This window comes from Streptomyces sp. NPDC007896, assembly GCF_042959425.1.
Classification (GTDB): Bacteria; Actinomycetota; Actinomycetes; order Streptomycetales; family Streptomycetaceae; genus Streptomyces.
In genome coordinates, this window is record NZ_JBIBKX010000019.1 from 112079 (window position 1) to 136257 (window position 24179).

The 24179-nt window shown below is 70.7% G+C and carries 18 protein-coding genes; 12 read left to right on the forward strand and 6 right to left on the reverse strand.

The window, feature by feature from the left end:
• The first annotated feature begins 216 nt into the window (after window positions 1-216).
• On the forward strand, window positions 217-1548 hold the full coding sequence (locus tag ACFZDJ_RS43745; protein ID WP_391067679.1) for a wax ester/triacylglycerol synthase family O-acyltransferase: 1332 nt from the start codon (window positions 217-219) through the stop codon (window positions 1546-1548).
• A gap of 124 nt (window positions 1549-1672) precedes the next feature.
• Window positions 1673-3196: an SDR family NAD(P)-dependent oxidoreductase gene (locus ACFZDJ_RS43750; RefSeq protein WP_384912868.1), complete on the forward strand. Its 1524-nt coding sequence runs from the start codon at window positions 1673-1675 to the stop codon at window positions 3194-3196.
• Between the two features lie 8 nt (window positions 3197-3204).
• Here the strand turns inward: ACFZDJ_RS43750 and ACFZDJ_RS43755 are convergent, their stop codons facing one another.
• The 4 genes from ACFZDJ_RS43755 to ACFZDJ_RS43770 all read right to left on the reverse strand — a co-directional run bounded on the left by ACFZDJ_RS43755 (window position 3205) and on the right by ACFZDJ_RS43770 (window position 7574).
• Complete coding sequence (locus ACFZDJ_RS43755) at window positions 3205-4818, reverse strand: serine hydrolase (RefSeq protein ID WP_391067683.1); 1614 nt, start codon at window positions 4816-4818, stop codon at window positions 3205-3207.
• A 117-nt stretch (window positions 4819-4935) separates the two neighbouring features.
• Window positions 4936-5736 (reverse strand): glucose 1-dehydrogenase, encoded by an 801-nt coding sequence (locus tag ACFZDJ_RS43760; protein ID WP_390936889.1) that lies wholly within the window; start codon window positions 5734-5736, stop codon window positions 4936-4938.
• Between the two features lie 25 nt (window positions 5737-5761).
• Complete coding sequence (locus ACFZDJ_RS43765) at window positions 5762-6217, reverse strand: HD domain-containing protein (protein WP_391067686.1); 456 nt, start codon at window positions 6215-6217, stop codon at window positions 5762-5764.
• 106 nt (window positions 6218-6323) lie between these two features.
• Entirely contained in the window at window positions 6324-7574 is a 1251-nt protein-coding gene (locus ACFZDJ_RS43770; protein WP_390936892.1) for a permease, read from the reverse strand.
• A 567-nt stretch (window positions 7575-8141) separates the two neighbouring features.
• Between ACFZDJ_RS43770 and ACFZDJ_RS43775 the strand changes: the two genes are divergently transcribed.
• Window positions 8142-8315, forward strand: coding sequence for a hypothetical protein (locus ACFZDJ_RS43775; RefSeq protein ID WP_165853954.1), 174 nt, complete (start codon window positions 8142-8144; stop codon window positions 8313-8315).
• A 59-nt stretch (window positions 8316-8374) separates the two neighbouring features.
• Window positions 8375-8857 (forward strand): GNAT family N-acetyltransferase, encoded by a 483-nt coding sequence (locus ACFZDJ_RS43780; protein WP_168513914.1) that lies wholly within the window; start codon window positions 8375-8377, stop codon window positions 8855-8857.
• 57 nt (window positions 8858-8914) lie between these two features.
• Here ACFZDJ_RS43780 and ACFZDJ_RS43785 read toward each other — a convergent pair whose 3' ends face one another.
• Complete coding sequence (locus ACFZDJ_RS43785; RefSeq protein ID WP_391067689.1) at window positions 8915-10258, reverse strand: amidase family protein; 1344 nt, start codon at window positions 10256-10258, stop codon at window positions 8915-8917.
• Window positions 10259-10510: 252 nt separating this feature from the next.
• On the opposite strand from ACFZDJ_RS43785, the gene ACFZDJ_RS43790 reads away from it, so the two are divergent.
• Genes ACFZDJ_RS43790 through ACFZDJ_RS43800 form a run of 3 tightly spaced genes read left to right on the forward strand, consistent with a single transcriptional unit; the run spans window position 10511 to window position 16290 of the window.
• Entirely contained in the window at window positions 10511-12850 is a 2340-nt protein-coding gene (locus tag ACFZDJ_RS43790; RefSeq protein ID WP_391067692.1) for an alpha-L-fucosidase, read from the forward strand.
• On the forward strand, window positions 12843-14738 hold the full coding sequence (locus ACFZDJ_RS43795; protein WP_391067695.1) for a family 20 glycosylhydrolase: 1896 nt from the start codon (window positions 12843-12845) through the stop codon (window positions 14736-14738). The genes ACFZDJ_RS43790 and ACFZDJ_RS43795 overlap by 8 nt, the downstream gene beginning before the upstream one ends.
• 19 nt (window positions 14739-14757) lie before the next feature.
• A complete protein-coding gene (locus ACFZDJ_RS43800; protein WP_391067699.1) occupies window positions 14758-16290 on the forward strand; it encodes an alpha-L-fucosidase in 1533 nt (510 codons plus the stop codon).
• A gap of 102 nt (window positions 16291-16392) precedes the next feature.
• Here ACFZDJ_RS43800 and ACFZDJ_RS43805 read toward each other — a convergent pair whose 3' ends face one another.
• A complete protein-coding gene (locus ACFZDJ_RS43805; RefSeq protein WP_390936903.1) occupies window positions 16393-17436 on the reverse strand; it encodes a substrate-binding domain-containing protein in 1044 nt (347 codons plus the stop codon).
• Window positions 17437-17656: 220 nt separating this feature from the next.
• Between ACFZDJ_RS43805 and ACFZDJ_RS43810 the strand changes: the two genes are divergently transcribed.
• The 5 genes from ACFZDJ_RS43810 (at window position 17657) to ACFZDJ_RS43830 (ending at window position 24170) form a co-directional block, all read left to right on the forward strand.
• On the forward strand, window positions 17657-18949 hold the full coding sequence (locus ACFZDJ_RS43810) for an extracellular solute-binding protein (RefSeq protein WP_391067702.1): 1293 nt from the start codon (window positions 17657-17659) through the stop codon (window positions 18947-18949).
• A gap of 8 nt (window positions 18950-18957) precedes the next feature.
• Window positions 18958-19854, forward strand: coding sequence for a carbohydrate ABC transporter permease (locus ACFZDJ_RS43815; protein ID WP_168513922.1), 897 nt, complete (start codon window positions 18958-18960; stop codon window positions 19852-19854).
• Window positions 19855-19955: 101 nt separating this feature from the next.
• Window positions 19956-20864 (forward strand): ABC transporter permease subunit, encoded by a 909-nt coding sequence (locus tag ACFZDJ_RS43820; RefSeq protein WP_390937037.1) that lies wholly within the window; start codon window positions 19956-19958, stop codon window positions 20862-20864.
• A 37-nt stretch (window positions 20865-20901) separates the two neighbouring features.
• A complete protein-coding gene (locus tag ACFZDJ_RS43825; protein ID WP_390936908.1) occupies window positions 20902-22161 on the forward strand; it encodes a glycosyl hydrolase in 1260 nt (419 codons plus the stop codon).
• Entirely contained in the window at window positions 22158-24170 is a 2013-nt protein-coding gene (locus ACFZDJ_RS43830; RefSeq protein WP_391067705.1) for an endo-beta-N-acetylglucosaminidase, read from the forward strand. The genes ACFZDJ_RS43825 and ACFZDJ_RS43830 overlap by 4 nt, the downstream gene beginning before the upstream one ends.
• The last annotated feature ends 9 nt before the right edge of the window (window positions 24171-24179 follow it).

A 24179-nucleotide genomic window follows, 5' to 3' on the forward strand; every position in this document is an offset into this window, starting at 1 on the left:
GCGCTTCCGGTCCTTCGCGCGGCCGCGCGTCGGCGCGCGTGCCGCGGTCGGGACGCCTATCCTGATCCGACCTCATGTGCCCCTTGTGTCCCGCCCCTCTCGCGGGGGCGGGACTTAATCTGCTGTTAACTGAGCGTAGCTTGATCGTACTTGACCGTAATCGCCTGTCGGGGTTTGACTGCTTGCTCACCCTGTCGTCGAAGCGAGAGCAAGCCTTTGACTCCTGATCTCCTCGCACCACTCGACCTGGCGTTCTGGAACATCGAGTCCGCCCAGCACCCGATGCACCTCGGCGCCCTCGGTGTCTTCTCCGCGCAGTCGCCGACCGCGGGCGCGCACGCCGCCGAACTGCTCGCGGTCCGCGCGGCCAAGGTGCCCGGGCTGCGCATGCGGATCCGCGACGTCTGGCAGCCCCTCGCCTTCCCGCTCAACTTCGGGAGCGCGGCCCGGGAACCCGCGCCCGACTTCGAACCCCTCGACCACGTCCGGCTGCACGCGCCGACCGCGGACTTCCCCGCCGCCGCGGGCCGGCTCATGGAACGCCCGCTCCAGCGCGGCCGGCCCCCGTGGGAGGCGCACGTCCTGCCCGGTGAGGACGGCACCTCGTTCGCCGTGTTCTTCAAGTTCCACCACGCGCTGGCCGACGGCCTGCGGGCGCTGATGCTCGCCGCCGCCCTCATGGACCCGCTGGACCTGCCCGAGCCCCGCCCGCGCCCCGCGGAGCCGCCCCGCGGACTCCTCCCGGACGTCCGCAAACTGCCCGACCTGGTCCGCGGAACCCTCTCCGACCTGGGCCGCGCCCTCGACATCGGCAGCTCCGTCGCCCGTGCCACCCTCGGTGCCCGTTCCTCGCCCGCGCTCACCTCGCAGCCCACCGGCACCCGCCGGATCGCGGGCGTGGCCCTCGACCTGGACGATGTGCACCGCGTCCGCAAGAGCGTCGGCGGCACCGTCAACGACGTCCTGATCGCCGTCGTCGCGGGCGCCCTGCGCAACTGGCTCGACGAACGCGGTGACGGCAGCGAGGGCGTCTTGCCCCGCGCCCTGATCCCCGTCTCCAGGCGCCGCCCGCGCACCGCGCACCCTCAGGGCAACCGGCTCTCCGGTTACCTGATACGGCTTCCCGTCGACGACCCGGACCCGCTCGGCCGGCTCCGTTCGGTGCGTACGGCGATGGACGCCAACAAGGACGCGGGACCCAACCGGGGAGCGGGCGCCGTCGCGCTGCTCGCCGACCATGTGCCGCCGATCGGCCACCGCCTCGGCGGTCCCGTCGTCGGCCAGGCGGCCCGGCTGCTCTTCGACATCCTGGTCACCAGCGTGCCGCTGCCCAGCCTCGGCCTGAAGCTCGGCGGCTGCCCGCTCACCGAGGTCTATCCGCTCGCCCCGCTGGCCCGCGGCCAGGCGCTGGCGGTGGCCGTGTCGACGTACCGCGGACGGGTCCACTACGGGCTCGTCGCCGACGCACAGGCCGTGCCGGACCTGAACCGACTGGCCCGCGCGCTGTCCGAGGAGGTGGAGACGCTGATCATCGCCTGCGGCCCCTGAAACGGCCCGCGGGGACCGGTGATCATCTCGGGTTTGGCGCCTTGCCCTCTTGCTCCGTAAAATTCCGCCTTCGAAAGCGAGCGCGGTTCGAGCGCGGCGCGAGACCCGAGGAACGGCACACGCGATGACGGTGACAGAGGACGGCCAGGCGGCTCTCGCCGTGGACACGGCTGAGGACGACCGGACGGCTTCCGCCGTGGACGGGGAGGCGGTCTCCTACGGGCCGGGCATCGACCCGGAGCGGCTGGCCGTCTGCCTCGGCGTGCTCGACGAGCTCGACAAGATCGAGGTCGACCATCCGGACGCCATCGCCGTGCGCCGCGCCACCGCGGGCGTCTACCGCACGGTCAAGCAGCGCCGCCGCCAGGAGCGCAGGGCCGCCAAGACCGCCCACGACAAGGCCGTCACCGAGTCCACCGCGACCGGCTCCGCCCAGCGCATCGACGACGAGACGGAGGGCATCCTGCCCTCGTCCGTCACCGACGCCGGCGAGATCGCGGGGATACTCCAGCGCCCGCGCTCCTGCTACATCTGCAAGAAGCGGTACGTCGAGGTCGACTACTTCTACCACCAGCTCTGCCAGGACTGCGCCGCCGAGAACCGCGCCCGCCGCGACGCCCGCGCCGACCTCACAGGCAAGCGCGCGCTGCTCACCGGCGGCCGCGCCAAGATCGGCATGTACATCGCGCTGCGGCTGCTGCGCGACGGCGCGCACACCACCATCACCACGCGCTTCCCGAACGACGCGATCCGCCGCTTCAAGGCCATGCCCGACAGCGACGAGTGGATCGGCCGTCTGAAGATCGTCGGCATCGACCTGCGCGACCCGGCGCAGGTCGTGGCCCTGGCCGATTCGGTCGCCGCCGAGGGCCCGCTCGACATCCTGATCAACAACGCGGCCCAGACCGTACGCCGTTCCCCGGGGGCCTACAGCGAGCTGCTCGCCGCCGAGTCCGGCCCGCTGCCCGCCGGTGAGCTGCCGCCCGCCGAGGTCATCGGCACCTTCGGCTCCGGCGCGGTGGCCGCGCTCCCGGTCGCCGGGGGGGGCGCGCTGACCGCGCAGGACGTCACCGACCTGGCCCTGGTGTCCGGCTCGGCCTCCCTGGAGCGGATCGCGGCCGGTACGGCCATCGACGCGGGCGGGCTCGTGCCCGACCTGCACGACACCAACAGCTGGATCCAGTCGGTCGAGGAGGTCACGCCGGTCGAGCTCCTTGAGGTCCAGCTCTGCAACTCGACGGCCCCCTTCATCCTGATCAGCCGGCTGCGCGCGGCGATGGCGGCCTCCGGGGCCGACCGCACGTACATCGTGAACGTCTCCGCCATGGAGGGCGTCTTCAACCGCGGCTACAAGGGCGCGGGCCACCCGCACACCAACATGGCCAAGGCCGCCCTGAACATGCTCACGCGCACCAGCGCCCAGGAGATGTTCGAGAAGGACCGCATCCTGATGACCGCCGTCGACACCGGCTGGATCACCGACGAGCGCCCGCACCCCGACAAGATGCGTCTCGCCGACGCGGGCTTCCACGCCCCGCTCGACCTGATCGACGGCGCGGCCCGGGTGTACGACCCGATCGTGCGCGGCGAGCAGGGCGAGGACCTGTACGGCGTCTTCATGAAGGACTACGCGCCCGGCAAGTGGTGACCCCACCGTCATCCGCGGGTGAAGGTGCCCAGGCCGTCGTGGTCCCAGGCCTCGACGGTCACCCGCGACGCCTTCGAGCCGCCGGACCCCGGTGAGCCCGAACCGACCTTGAACGTCACCCCCGAGAGCCCGGTCGCGTTCTCGCCGACGGTCCGGAAGCTGAACCTGTCGCCGTCGTAGTGGGTGAGCCGGAACTTCGTGTGCTTCGGGCCCAGGCTCATGCCGAGTTCGCCGTTCGCGGCCGTGACGGTGAGCGGACCGTAGTAGGCGTTGCCGTACGTGCCCGTGTACGTGTCGAGGGCGCGGGCCGGGGACGCGTTCCGCGGGGGGCTGCCGTAGTCGGTGGGGGAGCGGCCCTGCTGCTCCTGCTGCCGGTAGACCCGGTCGATCAGGGGCAGCCAGTCCGTCGTGGGCTTCCCGTACTGGGCGGTGTCGAAGAAGTCCTGCGCGACCGAGTCGGCGAGGCCCACCGGCGCCGCGTTGGTCAGGACGGTGATGCCGAGCTGTTCGCCGGGCAGCATCGTCACATTGGTGTTGGCGCCGAGTTCGAAGGCGCCGGAGTGGCTGAGGCGCAGTCGGCCCTGGTCGTCGTATCCGACGTTCCAGCCGAGGCCGTAGAAGCCCGCGCGGCCCGCCGGGGCCTGCGGGGGCTGGGCGACGATCTCGGGCAGGTGGGTGCGCTCCAGCGGTGCGGCGGGGATGATCTGCCTGCCGTCCAGCTTCCCGTTCGCCAGTTGCAGTCGCATCCAGGTGGCCATGTCACGGGCCGTGGAGCTCGCGCCGCCCGCGGGCGACTGGGCGTCGGCGTCCCGGACGTACTTCGCCTGCCACCCGCCGTCCGCGTTCTTCACATGGGTGACGGCCTTGTCCTTGGCCCGGTCGTAGTCGAAGAAGCGGGAGCTGGTGTTCTTCATGCCGGCGGGGCCGTACAGCGTGTCCTGGGAGAGCTTGTCCCAGGTCGTGTCCTTCGCGTTCGCGACCGCCTGGGCCGCGGCGGTGACCCCGTAGTTGGTGTAGGCGTAGCTGGCGCGGAACGGGCTGAGCGGCTCGTATCTCAGGTGGTCCAGGATGTACGCCCGGTCGTAGCCGAGGTCTTCGAGGAGGTCACCGGAGTGGTCGGGCAGGCCGCTGCGGTGGGAGAAGAGGTCGGCGTACGTGACGTGCGCCGTGACCCAGGGGTCCTTGAGCGAGAAGCCGGGCAGATGCGCCGTGACGGGGTCGTCCCAGGCGAGCGTCCTGCCGCCGACGACCCCCGCGACGACGGTCGAGGCCAGCGGTTTGGACAGGGACGCGAGCTGGAAGACGGTGTCCGGGTCGACGCCCCCGGACCGTCCCGTCCGACGCTCGCCGAAGCCCTTCAGATAGACCACACGGTCCTTGTGGACGACGGCCACGGCGACGCCGGGAACGCCGGTCTTCTTCATGGCGTCCCGCACGATGCCGTCGAGCTTGCCGACGGCATCGTCCACCTCGGCCTGGGTGAGCCGCTGCGGCGGCTGGGGTGGCGGGGCCGCCGCGACGGCGGAGCCGGAGGCGGTGCACCCCGCGCTGAGCAGGGACGCCGCGGCGGCCGCGATCAGCGCCCTGCTTCGGTGGTGTCCCGCCCGTCGCCGCACACCCATGGTCACCATTGAACGCGCGCTGTGAGGCTTTGTCCTGCGGAGTCGGGCGGGGGCCGTGCGGAGCCCTGCGGGGGCGGGCGGGAGATGGGCCTGAGCCGCAGGGAGCCGGGCTGGCCTTTATGCGTCGGGCGCGCGGGTCCGCAGGCGTTCGTGGACGGTGTCGGCGGGAGAGTGCGCGGAGCGGACCCGGGTCCCTCCGTCGACCAGCAGATCGGCGCCCGTGATCCACCTGGCCGCGTCCGAGGCCAGCCAGACCACCGCTCGCGCGATGTCCTCGGGCCGGCCGATCCGGCCCAGCGGGAGCCCCGCGCCGAGCTCGTCCTCGGCGTTCTCCCAGACGAACCGAGCCATCTCGGTGCGGACGAGCCCCGGCGAGACGGAGTTCACCCGCACCTTCGGGGCGAGTTCGCCGGCGAGCTGCTGGGTGAGGTGCAGGAGGGCCGCCTTGCTGGTGCCGTACGCCCCCACGTTCGGCCCCACATGCCCGGCGCCCTCCGTGCACACGTTCACGACGGCGCCGCCGTGCTCGCCCATCCAGGCCCGCCAGGCATACTGCACCAACCGCAGCGGGGCCTCGACATTGACCGTGAACGCCTCGCGCCAGTGGTCCGGATCGGCGTCCATGAGCGGGCCGTACGGCTGGTTGGTCGCGGCGTTGTTCACCACGACGTCGATGCGCCCGAACTCCCGCAGCGCCAGCTCGGTCAGCTCCCGCAGATGCGCCGGATCGGCCACCGAGCCCGCGAGCCCGACGCCGCCGAGCCGTTCGGCGGCCCGGCCCACCGCGTCCGGGTCCCGGGCCGTCACACACACCCGCGCCCCCGCTCGGGAGAGCTCCTCGGCGACGGCGAGACCGATCCCGCGCGAGGCCCCGGTGACGATGGCACCCCTGCCCTCTAGCCCGTACGGCGTCGTCATCCGCGTACCGTCTCATGACGGACCGTCAGTCGACAGCCCCGAGCCGCGAGTGCTGCGCCGCCACCAGCTCCAGCACCGTGCGCCAGTCCTCAAGGACCCCGGCGTCGAGACCGGCGACCCTGCCCGACTCGTCCGAGTGGCGCAGGCTCAGCATGTCGTCGGTGTCCGTGTCGTCGGCCCATCCGCCGGTGTGCAGGCGGACGAGCCGGGAGACCCGCTCACCGAGCAGCGGCCGGACCAGGTCCGCCGCCAGGTCGGCGTGTCCGGCCGTGTCGCCGGGCCGCAGCAGGTGCCCTACGGCGTGGACCAGGCCCGCCACCTGGAGTTCCTTGTCCGCGGGACGACTTCGGCGCAGGAGCGCGGCGGTCTGCAGGGCGTGGTCGTGCAGATCGACTCGGCCGCCACAGCGGCCCGGGGTGTCCCGCGCGCCCCGGCAGGCGTGCAGCAGATCCATCAGCTCCTCGACGCTGCGCAGCTCCATGCGTCAGTCCTCCCGAGTCCTCCCGCGGGAAAAAGCCGTTTCCGGGCGCCAGCAGATCATGGCTGCCTTGCGAATCGGCCAACGGGACCTGAACTGCGCGCCGTGTTCAGTGGTGCCCGTGGCCCTCGGCCCCCGGTGCCCCGTGCCCGTGGCTGTGGGCGTCCGGCGCCGGTGCCCCGTGATGGTGGGCGTCCGCCCCGGGTGCCCCGTGATGGTGGCCCTCCGGCTCCGGCGCCCCGCCCATCATCCGCAGCATCTCCCGGCCGCCCGTGCGCAGGAACCGCCACACCAGGGCCGCCGCCAGCAGCAGGAAGGCGATGTTGAGCCAGGTCGTGTAGTTCCAGGAGACGCCCTCCATGGGGATCTCCGCGTCGGCCTGGTCGGGGATGAGCCCGAGGCCGCCGAAGAGGAACTCCACGACGTATCCGGCGAGCACCATGGCGGCGTAGAAGGTGACCAGGAGGAAGCCCGTCATCCGGAGCCCGTAGTACTTCCGGTAGATGTTCAGGATCGGCAGGATCAGCAGGTCGGCGAAGATGAACGCGACCACACCGCCGAAGCTGATCCCGCCCTTCCACAGCACGACGGCCAGCGGCACGTTTCCGATCGAACAGACGAACGAGGCGATCGCCACGAGCGGGCCGACCAGGGGGCCGATCAGTTTCGCGGCGAGGGGATGGCCGTCGAGGAAAAGGGACTGCCAGAACGCGTCGGGCACCCAGGCCGCGATCGCGCCCGCGATCAGCAGGCCGATCACCAGATCGCGCAGGATCGCCGCCCACTCCATAACAAACACGTGTGCGACGGAGGTGTAGCCGTCGCGCGAGAGCAGCCGCCGTGCGAACGAGCCCTCCGTCTGGATCGACATGTCCATCGCGGCATGCCCTTCCATCGACCCAGCGAGCCCGCGCTCCGCCTGCTCCCGGGCCTCGCGCAGCAGTCGTTCGCGCAGAAAGATCCGGAAGAGCACGGCCAGCACCACGATCATGATCGGGCCGCCGACGAATTCGGCGACCGTGAACTGCCAGCCCATCAACAGGGCCAGGATCACGCCGAGTTCGACGACCAGATTGGTGGAGGCGATCTCGAACGCCATCGCCGCGGTGAAGTTCGCGCCCTTGCGGAACAGTGAGCGGGCGAGCGCGACGGCCGCGTACGAGCAGGACGAGGACGCCGCACCAAGCCCCGCGGCCAGCGTGAGGGTCCGTGGCCGGTCGTCACCGAGGAGCCGCACGATCGTCGCGCGACGCACCACGGCCTGGACGACGGCGGAGAGGCCGAACCCCAGGATCAGCGCCCAGGTGATCTCCCAGGTCATCGACCCGGTGATGGACAGTGCGTGCAGGATCGCGTGCATCGGCCTCACTCTTTCCCGTCCGGCTTCCCCGATTCACGCGCGACTATACCCCCTAGGGGTATGGGATACCGTGTGGTGACCGGGCGGGTCGCGCCGGTTCAAGGTTCCGCAAAGACTTCGGAGGGCTGCCCCGAGGGGAGGGCCGGGCTCCGCGGATCGGCCCATCGTCCCCGTCCGGGCGCCGGGTTGAGTCTTCCAGTCCTGGTCACGCGGGGTCTGGCGGTATGCCGAACGGGTGGTGCGCGAGAGGGGATACATCATCAAATAGGGCCAGATCGGGGGCCGATGGACCCTGATCGACGCAAGACGGTTACCTCGTGTTTTCAGCCCCATCGAGCGGGGACCCGCTCATTTGGTTACCCTGTATCGGACGGACAGCCTGAAGGGTTCCACCCACACCCAAGGTCCGTCCCGGGACAGCCGGTCACCACGGACTGCTCTCAGATGAGTTACCGGCGCCACCGCGTCCTTAACTGCCTTCGACTCATACCCGAGGGGATGTCAGGCGACCGGAAGCAGACTGGCCCTGTACGTCCCGAGGGTGACCCGACACATAAGGAGTGCGCGGTGACACCGGAGAAGACGAATCGCGATCAGCGCCCCAAGGAACGCACGGAGCGCGGAGGCCGGCCCGAGAAGAAGCTCGGCAGCCTCGACGTGTGGGCCAGGTCCGCCCCGATCCGCCTCGCGGGGTACGAGGACGACCTCGCCGAGCCCCACATCCTGCCCAGCGTGGACTGACCGCTCCCGGCGGGACTCATCGCGATCGTCGACGGCATGGGCGTGCCAGACTCACGCCCATGCTGATCAGAGAAGCCGCGGCCGACGACTGGCCGCGGATCTGGCCTTTCTGGCACCGGATCGTCGCCGCGGGTGAGACCTACACCTGGGACCCGGGCACCTCCGAGGAGGCGGCCCGGGCCCTGTGGATGGCACCGGGCAAGCGTGTGTACGTCGCCGAGGACGCCACCGGAGCGGTCGTCGGCTCGGCCTACGTCACCCCCAACTACGGCGGCCCCGCCGCCCGCGTCGCCAATGCCGGATTCATGGTCGACCCCGACCACGCCGGGCTCGGCGTCGGGCGCGCGCTCGCCGAGCACATCCTCGCCGCGGCGAAGGCCGACGGCTACCGGGGCATGGTCTTCAACGCCGTCGTGGAGACCAATCCCGCCGTCACGCTGTGGACCGCGCTCGGCTTCACGATCCTCGGCACCGTGCCGGACGCCTATGAGCATCCCCGGCACGGGCGGGTGGGACTGCACATCATGTACAAGCCGCTGTGAAGCCCCCGCGCCCCAGGCCTGATCCGAACGACAGGCCCTGGGGGCTGTCGCCGCTCCTCAGTCCAGTGGCGCCGTCCGTCGCCACGGCCGCAGTTCCTCCAACTGCCCCGCCAGCTCCAGGAGTTCGAGCTCGGTTCCGGGTCGTCCGACCAGCTGTACGGCCGCCGGGGCCCCGCTCGACAGGGTTCCGAACGGTACCGCCATCGCGGGCCACCCGGTGAGGTTCCACGGCGGCGTCAGCGGCGAGTAGTTGGTGTTGACCAGCACATTGCGCAGCCAGCCCCGCTCGTGCCACGGCGCGGCGGCCGGCCCCCGCCGGGCCAGTGCCGGGGTGAGCAGCACGTCGTGCTCCGCGAAGAACGGCCGCAGACGCCCGCGCAGCTGCTCGCGGCGCTCACCCGTGCGCACCCCCGCCACGAAACGGCGCCCCACGGCGGCGTGCACCCGGGTCCGCCGGGTCAGCCGGCGCGGGTCGAGGTCCTCGGCGTCCACCGCGGTGCCCGCCGTCCAGTGCATCAGCGCGGCGGTGCCCAGCCAGTAGGGGTAGGGCGGGTCGGCGGGCCGCACCTCGTGGCCCGCCCCGGCCAGCAACTCGGCGGCCTCCCGGGCCGCGTTCGCGTAGGGACGGGCGACACTCACGCCGACCAGCGGACTGCGCACGGAGACGGCCACCTTGCGGACGAGGTTGCCCGAGGGGCGTATCGCCTCGGTGTCCGACAGGACCGCGAACATCAGGCGGGCGTCCTCGACCGTGGTCGCGAGCGGCCCGTTCTCCGACATGCCGAACCAGTCGCCGTGACCGATGCCCGCCGGGATCGTGTCACGGCCCGGCTTGAGGCCGACGATGCCGCAGTTGGCGGCCGGGATGCGCAGCGAACCCATCCCGTCGTTGCCCAGCGCGATCGGCACCATCCCGGCGGCGACCGCGGCCGCGCTGCCCCCCGAGGAGCCGCCCGCCGTGCGCGAGGTGTCCCAGGGGTTGCGGGCCGTGCCGTGCACACCCTCGGAGGTGCCGAAGACACAGAGCTCGGGCACGTTGGTCAGACCCACGACCACGGCGCCCGCCGCGCGCAGCCGCGCCACCGTCGGATGGTCGTGATCGGCGGGGGTGTCCGCGGTCGCGGCGGAGCCGTTGCGGTTCGACTCGCCGCGCACCGCGAGGTTGTCCTTGACGGCCACGGGCACCCCCGCGAGGGGGAGTTCGGCCAAATCCGCGCGGGCGGCCAGCTCGTCGGCCTCCGCGAGCGCGGCTTCGGACCGCACGACACGGAAGGCACCCACGCGCGCGTCGAGCCGCTCGATCCGCGCGAGGTGACCGGCCACCACCTCGCGGGGCGTGGCCCGCTTCTCGCGTACGGCTGTGGCGATCTCGGTGGCGGTCCGGCCGGCCCAGCTGGTCACGGGTGCTCCTCGGGGACAAGGGATTACTGGTGAGTACGAGGAGCACTGTGCCCGGCGGCGGGGTGCCGCGTCGAGGGCCGTCGCCCTTGGACATTCGGACCGGTCTTCTTGGACTTTTGCGCTCGGGCTTGTCCGGTATCTCCGCTGAGTTGCAGATCATCCGATCACTTACTCAACTTTCGCACCTGCCCGCCCCATTGACAGGATCTGGTGGCGCCTCAATCATCAAACATCCGATGAATTGGAGCCGCTATGAGCACGTATCCAAGACGTCAGGTTCTGGGCGCCGCGGCCGGAGTGGCCGTCGCGGCCACTCTTCCCCTCGCGGCCACGGCCGAAGCGCGACCGGCGGTCGAGCCGCACGGCCAGTGGGTTCCCGTCCCCGACCCGATCCCCGTACCGCTCGACGCGTACACCGACAACGACGGCATCGACACGGCGGCCGCCCCAGGCGGCAGCTTCGACGGCTCGGGGTACACGTTCCCCGGCGAGGAGCTCCCGGCGGGCCCCGTAGAGGTGGACGGCATCGCGTTCGTCTTCCCCTCCTCCGCCGCGGGCGCCCGGAACAACGTGGTCGCCCTCGGCCAGCGCATCGACCTCCCCCGCGGACGCTATCTCTCGGCCCACTTCCTCACCGCGGGCAGCTACGGCGACGCCTCGGGGCGGGCCACCGTGCACTACGCCGACGGCTCGACGACCACCGCCGGGCTCGGCGGCGCGGACTGGTACGCGACGGGTGGGTCGCTGTCGGCCCCGTACCGCTACCGGCCGGACGGCACGAAGGACGAGCACGGCGTGGGGATCGGCACGGCCGAGGTCTGGATCGACCCCCAGCGCGAGGCGGTCGCCCTCACCCTGCCGACCACCAACCCCGCCGAGGCCGGCAAGGCCTCCCTCCACCTCTTCGCACTCTCCCTGCAACCGGCCGCCCAGGGCCGGGCGTTGGCCCTGCGGGACGCGCACTCCACCTTCTCCCTGCTGGAGTCGAGCGGCGCGCAGAGCGTGGAGGTCACCGTCGTCAACGCGGGCACGGTCGCCGTCCTCGCCGGCGACCGGGTGTCCGTCGGCGTCGACGTGCCGGGCGCCCGCACCGTCGAGCCCGCGCACGTGATCCGCCTCGACCCCGGCGAGCAGGCGCGCGTCCGGGTCGGCATCCGCAACCGCGTGGGCACGGCACCGGGCACCGCGCGGCCCGGAACAGTGACCGTCACCGGACGCGGTCAGCAAGTCACCTCCGCGGGGCGTGAGTTGACCCTCGGCGTGCCGGACTACCAGCCCACCGAGAGCTCTCTGGCCGGCCACCAGGCCCCGTACTGGTTCCACCGCGCCAAGTTCGGCATCTTCATCCACTGGGGTGTCTACTCGGTGCCCGCCTGGTCTCCGGTCGGCAAGCAGTACGCCGAGTGGTACTGGAACCACCTGCAGAGCCAGGACAACGCGGTGTACGCCTACCACCGGGACACATACGGCGAGAACTTCGCCTACGACGACTTCATCCCGATGTTCACGGCGGAGAAGTTCGACCCCCGGGCCTGGGTGGAACTCTTCCGTGACGCAGGAGCCCAGTACCACGTCCTCACCTCCAAGCACCACGAGGGCTTCGCCCTGTGGGACACCAAGGTCTCCGACCGCAACGCCGTGAAGATGGGCCCGAAGCGCGATCTGATCCGTGAACTCTTCGACGCCTCGAAGAAGTTCACGCCCGAGCTGCACCGCGGCCTGTACTTCTCCATGCCCGAGTGGTTCAACCCCGACAACCCGTGGATGGGCCACGCCCCCCGCAATCCGTACACGCTGGAGCCGCTCCCGTACACCGGATACACGGCGGGCAAGGACTATGTGAAGGACTATCAGGCCCCGCAGATGCTGGAACTGATCCACAGCTACGACCCGTCCCTCATCTGGTGCGACATCGGCGGCGCGAACGACAGCCTCCATGTCCTCGCCGAGTACTTCAACCACGGCAAGAACAGACCCAAGCCGTACGAGGTGACCGTCAACAACCGTTCGGGCATCGGCTTCCACGACTTCACCACCCCCGAGTACACGACGTACGAGAACACGGTCGTCGCGAAGTGGGAGTCGAGCCGGGGCCTCGATCCCTTCAGCTACGGCTACAACAAGGCGACGCCCGACGCCGCCTACATGACCACCGAGGAGGTCGTACACAGCCTGGTCGACATCGTGTCGAAGAACGGCAACTTCCTGCTGGACATCGGCCCCCGCGCGGACGGCACCATCCCGGAGATCATGCAGACCCGGCTGCGCGAGACCGGCCGCTGGCTCAGGACCAACGGCGAGGCGATCTACGACACCACGTACTGGTCACGGATGGCACAGCTCGGCGAGGACCTGCGCTTCACGGTCCGGCAGAACAAGGCGTTCTACATCCACTCGCTGACCGCGCCCGGCGCCACACTGACCGTCGAGGCGCCGGTGCCGATCCGCGGCGGGGACAAGGTGACCATGCTCGGTCACGACCGTCCGCTGACCTGGACGGTGAGCGGCGGGTCGCTGGTCATCGACGTGCCGGAAGCGGCCCGCAAGGCAGGGCAGTACGTGTGGGTGTTCAAGGTGGAGTGGCATGGCTGACCAACGCGCCGCACGGTCCGTTCGGAGCAGGTGGACGCGGAGGGCCGTCGGCTGCGTGGTGGCGCTGCTGCTGACGGTCGCGACGCCGGTCCCGGCGCTGGCGCGCACGGCGGAGGCGCGGACGGCGGCGGTGCCTCCCGTCACGGTCCCCGCCCTCTCCGACTGGACACCGCGACAAGGCAGTTACTCCTTCGGCCCCGGCTCCCGCATTGTCGCGCGCGACCCGGCGGCACGCCGGGTCGCGGACACCCTCGCCGACGATCTGCGCGCGGCGGGCCACGGCACCGTTCCCGTCCTACGGCAGGGCGCGCACGCGGGTGACATCGTGATCGGCGTCGATCCCTCCTCGTCGCGGCTCGGCGCGGAGGGCTACGAACTGCGCGCCGGCAAAAGCCTGGTGGTGACCGCCGCCGCCGAGACCGGTGCCTTCTACGGCACCCGCACCCTCCTCCAGCTCCTCGCCCGGAGCGACCGCGTGCCCGCCGGGAGCACGGTCGACGTGCCCCAGTACAAGGAACGCGGTGTCGGCGTCTGCGCCCGCTACGTCCACATCTCGATGCCCTGGTTGGAGAACCTCGTACGCGACATGGCGTACCACAAGCTCAACCAGCTGCTGCTCGAACTGAAGGTGAAGAGCGACGTCCATCCCGAGTCCGACACCTGGGGCTACTACACCAAGGACGAGATCCGCCGGCTCGTGGCCCTCGGCGAGAAGTACCACGTCGAGATCATCCCGGAGATCAACTCGCCCGGACACATGGACCCCTGGATCCAGAACCGCCCGGACCTCCAGCTCAGCGACGCCGACGCAGTGAAGCAGCCCGCCCGGCTCGACATCACACAGGACGCGGCCTTCACGTACTACACGAGCCTGATCGACGAGTACGCGCAGGTGTTCACGTCCGGGTCCTGGCACATGGGCGCCGACGAGTACATGCTCGGCTCCGACTTCGCCAAGTACCCCCAGATCCTCGCCTACGCACGGGCCAGGTACGGCGCGAGCGCCACTCCGCAGGACGCGTTCATCGACTTCGTCAACCGCGTCCAGGCCTACGCGGCGGCCAAGGGCAAGAAGCTGCGCATCTGGAACGACGGTCTCACCGGCGCCAACACCGTGCCCGTCACGGCCGGTACGACGGTCGAGCACTGGCTGGACGTGGCGACGAAGCCCAGCCAACTCATCGCCCAGGGCCATCCGTTGATGAACGCCGCCTACTCCCTCTATCTCGTCCGCGGCGGCTTCCACACCGACACGAAGGCGCTGTACGACCAGAGCTGGGACCCGCGCAGTTTCGAGGGCGAGAAACTCGCCTCACGCGCGGGCGTCACCGGGGCGAAGATCAGCCTCTGGCCGGACAACGGGCGCGGGGAGACCGAGAACGAGGTCGCGACGGCCATGGACCCGGCCCTGCGGCACATCGCCCAGGTCACCTGGGGCTCGGCGCACCCCGACCCGACGTACGCGGAGTTCACCGCGCGCGGTGCGGCCGTGGGGCACGCGCCCGGGTGGCGGGACCTGACCCGGGTGCCGGTGGCCGAGGGGACGTACACCTTCCGCGGTGGGGCCGCGACCGCCGATCTCCAGGTCCGGCGGACCGCGGACGGCTATGTGACCCTACGGTCCACGACGGGTGGCGGCTGTCTGGAGGTGAGCGGCGGAAAGCTCACGCTGAACGTGCCCCTGGACCCCGGTGTCGAGGTGACCGAATCGCCGTGCGTCGCCGCGGACACCTTGCAGCGCTGGGAGCTGGAGCCGGTGCGCGGCGGCGGATACCGGCTGGTCAACGCGATCACGCGGATGGCGGTGCACGTGACGGACGAAGGGCGGCTCCTCCAGTACCCGCCGGACCAAGAGCAGCCGTCCGTCTGGCAGCTGACCATCCACTGATGCGAGGAGCCCCCACCCCATGACCATCTCCAGACGCCTCTTCGTCCTGGCATCCACCGCCCTCGTCGCGTCCGCCGGCACATCCGTCGCCCTCGCGGCGCCCGGCGAAGCTCCCTCCCGCATCCCCGTCAGCCCCTCCGACACCGAGGACGACCTGGTCCGCAAGGCCTCCCAAGTGCGCCCCACCACACGGCAGATCGCCTGGCAGAACCTCGGACGAACCGCCTTCCTGCACTTCGGCGTGAACACCTTCACCGGCCTGGAATGGGGCACCGGTGACGAGGACCCGGACGTCTTCCAGCCCGTCGGGCTCGACACCGACCAGTGGGCCCGAGCCCTGCGCGACGGCGGCTTCGAGCTCGCCATCCTCACCGCCAAGCACCACGACGGGTTCGTCCTCTACCCGTCGCGCTACACCGACCACTCGGTGGCGTCGAGCGGTTGGCGCGGCGGCAGGGGCGACGTGCTGCGCTCCTTCACGGACTCCATGCGCCGCCACGGGATCAAGGTCGGCGTCTATGTCTCACCGGCCGACGAGAACCAGTACCTGCACGGCGTGTACGCCAACGGCAGCGCGCGCACGGAGCGCACCATCCCGACGCTCGTCGAGGGCGACGACCGTACGGAACCGAAGGCGTTCACGCTGGACGCCACCGACTACGGCGCCCATATGCTCAACCAGCTCTACGAAGTGCTCACCGAGTACGGACCCGTCGACGAGGTGTGGTTCGACGGAGCCCAGGGCCGCATTCCGCCCGACAAGGTGGAGAAGTACGACTGGGACAGCTGGTACGCGCTGGTCCGTGCCCTCGCCCCCGACGCCTCGATCGCCGTGTCCGGGCCCGATGTGCGCTGGGTCGGCAACGAGGGCGGGCTCGCCCGCGAGGACGAGTGGAGCGTCGTACCGGTCACGGAGAAGGACAACGGCCGCACCGACTACGCGCTGGCCTACGACGCACCCGACGAGGGCAGCCGGGCCGCGCTCGTGGCGGCCCGTCCGGTGGCCGACTATCTCCAGTGGTGGCCGGCCGAGTGCGATGTGTCCATCCGCGACGGATGGTTCTACCACGCCGACCAACAGCCCAAGAGTGTGGACGAGTTGACCGACATCTACTTCCGCTCGGTCGGCCGCAACTCAGTGCTGCTGCTCAACATCCCACCCGACACACAGGGCTTGCTGCCGGACGCCGACGTGGTGCGGCTGCGCGAGTTCCGCGAACGCGTGGACCGGGAGCTGCCGGAGGACCTGGGGCGCGGGGCCGTGGTCCGGTCCTCCCCGGGGGTCTTCACCGTCGACCTCGACGCGGAGCGCGAAGTGGACCGGATCCGGCTCGCCGAGGACATCCGGCACGGCCAGCAGGTCGAGAACTTCGTCGTCGAGGCGTACGGAGCGGGCACCTGGAGTCGGGTGGCCGGGGCGGGCACGATCGGAGCGAGCCGGATCCTGCTGCTTCCCGCGCCCGTACGGGCCCGGCGCTGGCGCCTTCGGGTGACGCGGTCGCGGCAGACCGCGCGGATCGCTGAGTTCGCGCTCCATCGCTCACGGATCTGACGCGTACGGGGGTGGACGCCCCGCACGGCGTCCACCCCTCAGCGTCTGCGGCTCCGGGTCCTCTCCTCAGCGTCTCCGGCTCCGCGTCCACCCCTCACCCTCTCAAGCCCCGCAGGGCCCCGTACTCTCCCGTTCGATCAGCCGCGGCACCGGTACCTGCACCGTCCGGGCGGGACCGCCGTCCAGTAGCGCGGTGAGTTCCTGGGCGGCCGTGCGGCCGAACTGGACGGTGTCGCGGGAGAGGGCCGACAGCCAGGGTTTGACCATGCGGCACAGGGGCGAGTCCTCCCAGGCGACGACCGAGACGTCGCCCGGTACCAGGAAACCGAGTTCCGTGGCGGCGGCGACGCCGGCGACGGCCATCACGTCGTTGTCGTAGACCAGCGCGGTCGGCGGGGCGCCGCTCTCCAGGACGCGGCGGGTGACGGCGGCGCCCTCCGCGTCCGAGTAGTCCGTGGGGACCGAGCGCACCTCCGTCAGACCCCGCCGCCCGGCCTCCGCGCGCAGAGTGCGGATCCGGCGCTCGGTGTGGGCGAGCCCCGGCAGGCCCGCGATGTGCACGATCCGGCGGTGGCCGAGCGCGTACAGCTCGTCCACCACCGCGGCCATCGCGCCCGCGTCGTCCGCCCAGACGGTGGAGATCCCCGGGTGCCCCGCGTCCGGCACGCCGCCGATCACCACGGCGGGCAGACCCAGCTCCTCGAGCAGGTCAGGGCGTGGGTCGTCGGTCCGCGGGTCGACGACCATGACACCGTCCACGCGGTGCTCGGCCCACCAGCGCCGGTAGACCGCGCACTCGTCGGCCACGTCCTCCACCACCTGGAAGAGCAGGCCGAGATGACGCTCCGCCAGCACCTCCTGGATACCGGAGATCAGCTGCAGGAAGAACGAGTCCACGCCCAGGGTGTCGGCGGGGCGGGCCACGACGAGACCGACCGTGGCGGCGCCCTCGCCGGACAGCTGGCGCGCCGCCGTGCTCGGCCGCCAGCCCAGCTGTTCGGCGACGCGGCGGACCCGGTCGCGGGTGATCTCGGAGACCCCGGGCCGGTCGTTGAGCGCGAAGGAGACCGCGCTCTCGGAGACCCCGGCGCGCTGCGCGATGTCCTTCATCGTCGGTCGGCGCGCGGGTGACCGCTTGGCTGGCAACCCTGTTCCCCGTTCTGCTGAGCTGATGTACTAATGCGCTTGAGCTGAGGCAATCTAAAGCGCATTAGTGATCGATTGCAAGAGGCTGGGCGAACGTCTGTGACCAGCCATGTTGTGGCACTAATGAATTTAGCTGAGCCAAATCCATTGACTTGCCCGGCGAGTTGGCTGCAAGGTCTGCCCCGGCACCGTTACCCCTGCTGCAAGAGGAGCCCCATCCGTGCGCATCTCCCGCAGAGCTCTCGCCGCCGCTGCCACCGTCGCCGTTCTCCTGCCGCTGAGTGCCTGCGGTTCCGGGAGCGACGGCAGTGGCTCGACGGACGCCTCCGGCAAGGTCGAGGGCGACATCACCTTCCAGACCTGGAACCTGAGGGCCAACTTCAAGCCGTACTTCGAGGGCGTGATCGCCGACTTCGAGAAGAAGTACCCCGGCACCCACGTGAAGTGGATCGACCAGCCTGCCGAGGGCTACGCCGACAAGATCAGCGCGGACGCGGCCGGCGGCACCCTGCCCGACGTCGTCAACGTCTCGCCGGACCTCGTCGCCCCGCTCACCAAGGCGGCCCTCGCCCTCGACCTCGACAAGTCCGCCGCGCAGTACAAGAAGGAGTACCTGGACGGCGCCTGGGCCAGCCACCAGATACCGGGCATGACCGGCACGTACGCCTTCCCCTGGTACCTCAACACCGGCCCGCTCTTCTACAACAAGTCCCTCTTCAAGGAGGCGGGACTCGACGCCTCCAAGCCGCCGACGACGTACGACGAACTCTTCGCCGACGCCCTGCAGCTCGCGAAGAAGAACGACGGCAAGGTCGCCACACTCGCCAACGTGCCCACCGTCGAGGACTTCGGCCGCTACGGCGTCGAGCTGATGAACAAGGAAGGCACCGCTTTCGCCTTCAACGACGCCAAGGGAGTCGAACTCCTCACCAAGTACAAGGAGTTGTACGACGCGAAGGCGCTCGACCCGCAGGCGCTGACCGCGACCCCGGAGTCCTCGGGCAAGAAGTTCCTCACCGAGGCCGTCGCCATGAACCCCGGCAGCGCCCTGGACCTCGGCAACTTCAAGAAGCAGGCCCCGAACCTCTACAAGAGCATCGGCATCACGGACCAGATCACCAGCACTGGCAAGGTGAACATGTACGTGATGGGCGTGATGGTCAACTCGCGCACCAAACACACTCCCGCCTCGGTCGCCTTCGCGCACTTCGTCACCGACGCGCAGAACCAGATGTCCTTCGCCAAGAAGGTCGCGATCTTCCCGAGCACCGCGGGCTCGCTCGACGACCCGTACTTCACCAAGGAGGACGGCACCGACGAGACGCGCGTGCGGATCGCCGCCGCCAAGTCCCTGAAGAACGCGGTCAACTACACGCCGGTCCTTTTCAGCGAGCAGATGAAGACCGCGCTGCGCAACGAGGTCGCCAAGGCCCTGCAGGGCAAGGAGAGCCCCAAGACGGCTCTTGACAACGCTGTCAAGGCCTGCGACACGCTGCTCAAGCAGCAGGGCTGAGCGGGGCCATGGCGAGTTCCTCCGGCACCGCCCGCGTACGGCGCCAACTGCCGACCAGTCCCTGGCTGTTCGCCGCTCCCGGCCTCCTGGTCGTGGGCGTGTTCATCCTCTATCCGTTCGTCTCGACCGTGGTCAACGCCTTCACCGACCGCCGCACCCTGATCCCGGGCACGTTCGTGGGCCTCGCCAACTTCCGCGAGCTGCTGCACGACGACATGTTCTGGATCGGTCTGCGCAACAGCACGCTCTACGTCCTCGGGGTCGTCCCCGCGCTCGTCCTGCTGCCGTTGCTGCTCGCGCTGCTGGTCCAGAAGAACATCCCCGGGATCACCTTCTTCCGGTCGGCCTTCTACACCCCGGTGGTCGCGTCCATCGTCGTGGTCGGTCTGATCTGGGTGTGGCTCCTGGACGAACGCGGCCTGGTGAACTCGCTGTTGGAGTCGATCGGCGTCGGCAGGGTCGGCTTTCTCAGCGACCAGTGGCTGCTCCTGCTGAGCGCCATGGCCGTCACGGTCTGGAAGGGCCTCGGCTACTACATGATCATTTATCTGGCCGCGCTCGCCAATGTGCCACGCGAGCTGCACGAGGCCGCGTCGGTCGACGGCGCCGGCGCGGTCCGGCGCTTCCTCACGGTCACTGTGCCGGCCGTCCGCTCCACCATGGTGCTGGTCGCCGCGCTCTCCTCGGTCGCCGCCTTCAAGGTGTTCTCCGAGGTGTACCTGATGGCGGGCCCGGACGGCGGCCCGGCGGGCGAGGACACCACCCTCGTCATGCTCGTCCAGCGCACCGGTACCGGACTGACCGGCCGGGTCGGCTACGCCTCCGCCATCTCGGTCGTCGTCTTCGTCGTCACCGTCGCGCTGATGCTGCTCGTGCTGCGCGCCGACCGCAAGGAGGACGTGTGAGCGCGCCGGAGGGAGGACGTGTGAGCGTGCGGGACGGAGGATGTGTGAGCGTGCGGGAAGGAGGACGTGTGAGCGTGCGGGGAGACGGACGCGCGAGCGTGCTGGAGAAGGAGCGTGTCGCCGAACGGCGTCCGCCGGCCGGGCGCGGGCCCCGTCGCCGCCGTATCACCGACGAGCACGGCCGCCGTGTCCGCGGCTGGGAACTCGCCCTGCGCTACCTGCTGTTGCTCGCCGTCCTCGCCCTGACCGTCGGCCCGTTCCTGTGGCAGCTGTCCACCTCGCTCAAGGGCCCGACCGAGGACATCTTCAGCTCGCCGCCGAAGTTCCTGCCGGGCGATCCCACGCTGCACAACTACAAGCGGGTGGCCGACACCATCCCCGTCTGGGACTACGCCTTCAACTCCCTGAAGGTCGCGGGCGCCAATGTCGTCACGAACTGCGTCGGCTCGGCCCTCGCGGGCTACGCCCTGGCCCGCCTGCGCTACCGAGGCAGGCGGGTGGCGACCCTCGTCTTCATCCTCGCGATGCTGGTCCCCGTCGAGGGCATCATCATCGCCCAGTTCACCACCATGCGTGAGCTCGGCCTGAACAACACGCTCATCGGGGTCGTCCTGCCCGGCTGCATCGGCGCGATGAACGTCCTGCTGATGCGCAATGCCTTCCTCAACCTGCCGTACGAGATCGAGGAGGCGGCCTTCGTGGACGGCGCGAACACCTGGCAGCGGTTCCTGCGGATCGCGCTGCCCTCGGTGAAGGGCACGCTCGCCGTCGTCGCGATCTTCGCCTTCATGGGCGCCTGGGACGACTTCCTGTGGCCGCTCATCGTGCTCAGCGACCCCTCGAAGTTCACCCTCACCATCGGCCTCAACTATCTGCACGGCACCTTCGCCAACGACGAACGGCTCGTCGCCGCGGGCACGATCATCGCCGTGGCGCCGCTCATCGCCCTCTTCGCCTGCCTCCAGCGGTACTTCTTCCGCGGGGTGGGGGAGGGCGCCGTCAAGGGCTGACCTCCCGCACCCCCGATTCGCTTCGCAAGGATCCTGCATGCCTTCTGCCGTGCGCTTCGGCGTCAACTACACGCCCAGCGAAGGGTGGTTCCACCACTGGCTCGACTTCGACCTCGACTCCGTACGCGCCGACCTCGACTCCATCGCCGCGCTGGGCCTCGACCACATCCGGGTCTTCCCGCTGTGGCCCTACTTCCAGCCCAACCGCGCGCTGATCCGCCCGCGCGCCGTCGAGCAGCTGCTCCAGCTCGTCGACGCGGCCGGAGAGCGGGGGCTCGACGTCAACGTGGACGGTCTGCAGGGCCACCTGTCGAGCTTCGACTTCCTGCCCGCGTGGACGCGGACCTGGCACCGGCGCAACCTGTTCACCGACCCGGAGGTCCTCGACGGCCAGGCGGCCTATCTGCGTACGCTCGCCGCGGCCCTCGCCGACCGCCCCCACTTCATCGGCATGACGCTCGGCAACGAGGTCAACCAGTTCTCGGCGGGGCCGCCGCATCCGGACCCCGACCGGGCGAGCAGCGCCCAGATCGACGACTGGCTGGAGCGGATGCTCGCCGCCTGCGAGGAGGGCGCCCCGGGCAGGCTGCATCTGCACGCCGAGTACGACGCCACCTGGTACCAGGACGACATGCCGTTCACCCCGGGCCAGGCCGCCCGCCGCGGCGCCGTCACGGCCGTGCACTCCTGGGTCTTCAACGGCACCGCCCAGCGGCACGGCCGTACCTCCGTGCCGACCGAACACCACGCCGCGTATCTGATCGAGCTGAGCAAGGCCTGGGCCGACGACCCGCACCGGCCCGTCTGGCTCCAGGAGGTCGGCGCACCCGCCCCGCTGATCCCGCCCGAGCACGCCGCCGCCTTCACCGAGGCCACCGTCGGGGCCGCGCTGGACTGCCCCGACCTGTGGGGCATCACCTGGTGGTGCTCCCACGACGTCTCCCGCGACCTCGCAGACTTCCCCGAACTCGAATACGGGCTCGGCCTGTTGACCAACGACCGGCGCCCCAAGGACAGCGCGCGGACGCTGGCCCGCGCCGCCCGCGAGCACCACCACACGCCCGCCCCCCGCACCACGGCGCTGATCGTCCCCGCCGACCCCGCCGTCCGTTCGCTGTGCGCCCCGGGCGGCGCCGTCTTCGAGGCGTTCTTCCGGCTCACCGCCGACGGCGCCCGCCCCACCACCGTCCTCGACGTGCGCGTGGACGACAAGGAACACCTCGCCGCGCGTGGCATCACCGAAGTCGTCAGTCCCGATCAGGTACTCCCCATCCCACAAGGAGAAACCCGCTCGTGAACCCCACCAGACGCACCGTCCTGCTCGCCGGCGCGGCCGCCGCGCTGCTGCCCGCCCTGCCCGGTCTGCCCGCCGTCGCGGCGACGAAGGCCGCCGCGACCGCGGCACCCCCGTACGCCTCCTACTGGTACCCCGACTCGCTGCCCTCGGGCACCCCCGGCACCGGCATCACCTGGCGCAGTCTCAAGGCATGGAGCGCCGCCACCGACGCCGACCTCGCGTTCAACGCGTCGACCGTGCCGCTCGCCGCGCGCTTCACACCGACCCCGGCCAACACGACGGCCCACAGCGGACAGGCCCGGATCCAGTCCCTCGTCTCCTTCGGCCCCACGTCGAGCAACCCCTCGCAGGGCGCCGCCACCGCCGACTACTACGCCCTCACCCACTGGGCGTACCTCGACCAACTCGTCTTCTGGGGCGGCTCGGCGGGCGAGGGCCTGATCCTCGCGCCGAACGCCCCGATCGTCGACGCGGCCCACCGGCACGGCGTGCCCGTCCTCGGCAATGTCTTCCTGCCGCCCGTCGCCTACGGCGGACAGCTCCAGTGGACCCGCGACCTGGTGCACAAGGACTCCACCGGGCACTACCCGCTCGCCGCGCAGCTCGTCGCGGTGGTGGCGGCGTACGGCTTCGACGGCTGGTTCATCAACGCCGAGACCAGCGGCGGGAACACCGCGCTCGCCACCGACATGCTCGGCTTCATGAACGAGCTCAAGGCGCTCGGGACGGCCGAGGGACAGCGCGTCACCTGGTACGACGCGATGACCGTGAGCGGCTCGGTGAGCTGGCAGGGCGCCCTGAACAACCAGAACAAGACGTTCTTCCAGGCCGCCGACTCCATGTTCGTCGACTTCCGCTGGTCCCGGAGCAGCCTGGCCTCCTCCGCGACGACGGCCAGGCAACTCGGGCGCAGTCCCTACGAGTTGTGGGCGGGCGTCGACGTCGAGGCGAACGGCACCAGCGCGTCGGTCAACTGGGACGCCATCGTGCCGAGCAGCAAGGCCCACGTCACCTCCCTCGGCTTCTACCGGCCCGAGTGGACCCGCAACCACCTGCCCGCGAGCCGTACCCCCGGCGACTTCCACGCCGCAGACGACCTGTTCTGGACCGGCTCCTCCCTCGACCCTTCCGAACCGAACGCGAGCGCGAGCTGGCGCGCCCCGGCCGTCTCCGTCGCCGACCGCTCGACGGTCGCCTCGCTCCCGTTCGCGACCGTCTTCAACACCGGCCACGGACTGAAGTGGTACGAGGACGGCGAGGCCACCTCGGACACGGCCTGGAACCACCTCGGCCTCCAGGACCGGCTGCCCTCCCGCCGCTGGGTCGTGCGCACGACCGGACAGCGCCCCGCCGTCACCTTCGACTTCGCGGACGCCTGGCGGGGCGGGAGCAGTCTGCTCGTCGCCGGCGCCCTCGACGCGCCCACCACGCTGGACCTGTACGCGACCAGGCTGCCGCTCACCGCGGACACGGTGGTCGAGCTCACGTACCGCACGGACGCGGGCGCCGCCGCAGTGGAGCTGGCCGTCGCCACCGCCGAGCCGGGCGCGGCGGGCGGGGAGCCCCCGTACACGTACTTCCCGGTCACGTCCTCGGGCGACGGCTGGGGGACCACCACCGTGCCGCTGACCGGGCTCACGGGGACCGTGCACGCGCTGGGCGTACGGCTGACGGCGAGCAGTGGGTCGGTGCGCTGGCGCCTGGGCGGGCTCGCGGTCCGCGATGCCGTGCTCACCCCCGCCGCACCCACCGACCTGCGCGTCACCGGCGCCGACGGAGGCAACCTGCGCTTCGCCTGGCAGGGCGCCCCCGGAGAAGTACACCACTACGAGCTGTACCGGACGCTCCCCGACGGCACACGCCGCTTCCTCGGCGGCACCTGCCAGAGCGCGTTCTACGTCGGCGGTCTCACCCCCGAGCAGGGTGAGTCGGCCGGGGGGTTCGAAGTGCGCGCGGTGGGGGAGCTGTTCACCGTCTCGACCGCCGCCACGACGACCCACACCTGGTAGCAGCACCAC

Excerpts from the sequence above, each read along its gene's own strand:
- ACFZDJ_RS43750 (WP_384912868.1), top strand. The coding sequence starts at position 1,673 with ATGACGGTGACAGAGGACGGCCAGGCGGCTCTCGCCGTGGACACGGCT.
- ACFZDJ_RS43755 (WP_391067683.1), bottom strand. The coding sequence starts at position 4,818 with ATGGGTGTGCGGCGACGGGCGGGACACCACCGAAGCAGGGCGCTGATC.
- ACFZDJ_RS43760 (WP_390936889.1), bottom strand. The coding sequence starts at position 5,736 with ATGACGACGCCGTACGGGCTAGAGGGCAGGGGTGCCATCGTCACCGGG.
- ACFZDJ_RS43765 (WP_391067686.1), bottom strand. The coding sequence starts at position 6,217 with ATGGAGCTGCGCAGCGTCGAGGAGCTGATGGATCTGCTGCACGCCTGC.
- ACFZDJ_RS43770 (WP_390936892.1), bottom strand. The coding sequence starts at position 7,574 with ATGCACGCGATCCTGCACGCACTGTCCATCACCGGGTCGATGACCTGG.
- ACFZDJ_RS43780 (WP_168513914.1), top strand. The coding sequence starts at position 8,375 with ATGCTGATCAGAGAAGCCGCGGCCGACGACTGGCCGCGGATCTGGCCT.
- ACFZDJ_RS43790 (WP_391067692.1), top strand. The coding sequence starts at position 10,511 with ATGAGCACGTATCCAAGACGTCAGGTTCTGGGCGCCGCGGCCGGAGTG.
- ACFZDJ_RS43795 (WP_391067695.1), top strand. The coding sequence starts at position 12,843 with ATGGCTGACCAACGCGCCGCACGGTCCGTTCGGAGCAGGTGGACGCGG.
- ACFZDJ_RS43800 (WP_391067699.1), top strand. The coding sequence starts at position 14,758 with ATGACCATCTCCAGACGCCTCTTCGTCCTGGCATCCACCGCCCTCGTC.
- ACFZDJ_RS43815 (WP_168513922.1), top strand. The coding sequence starts at position 18,958 with ATGGCGAGTTCCTCCGGCACCGCCCGCGTACGGCGCCAACTGCCGACC.
- ACFZDJ_RS43825 (WP_390936908.1), top strand. The coding sequence starts at position 20,902 with ATGCCTTCTGCCGTGCGCTTCGGCGTCAACTACACGCCCAGCGAAGGG.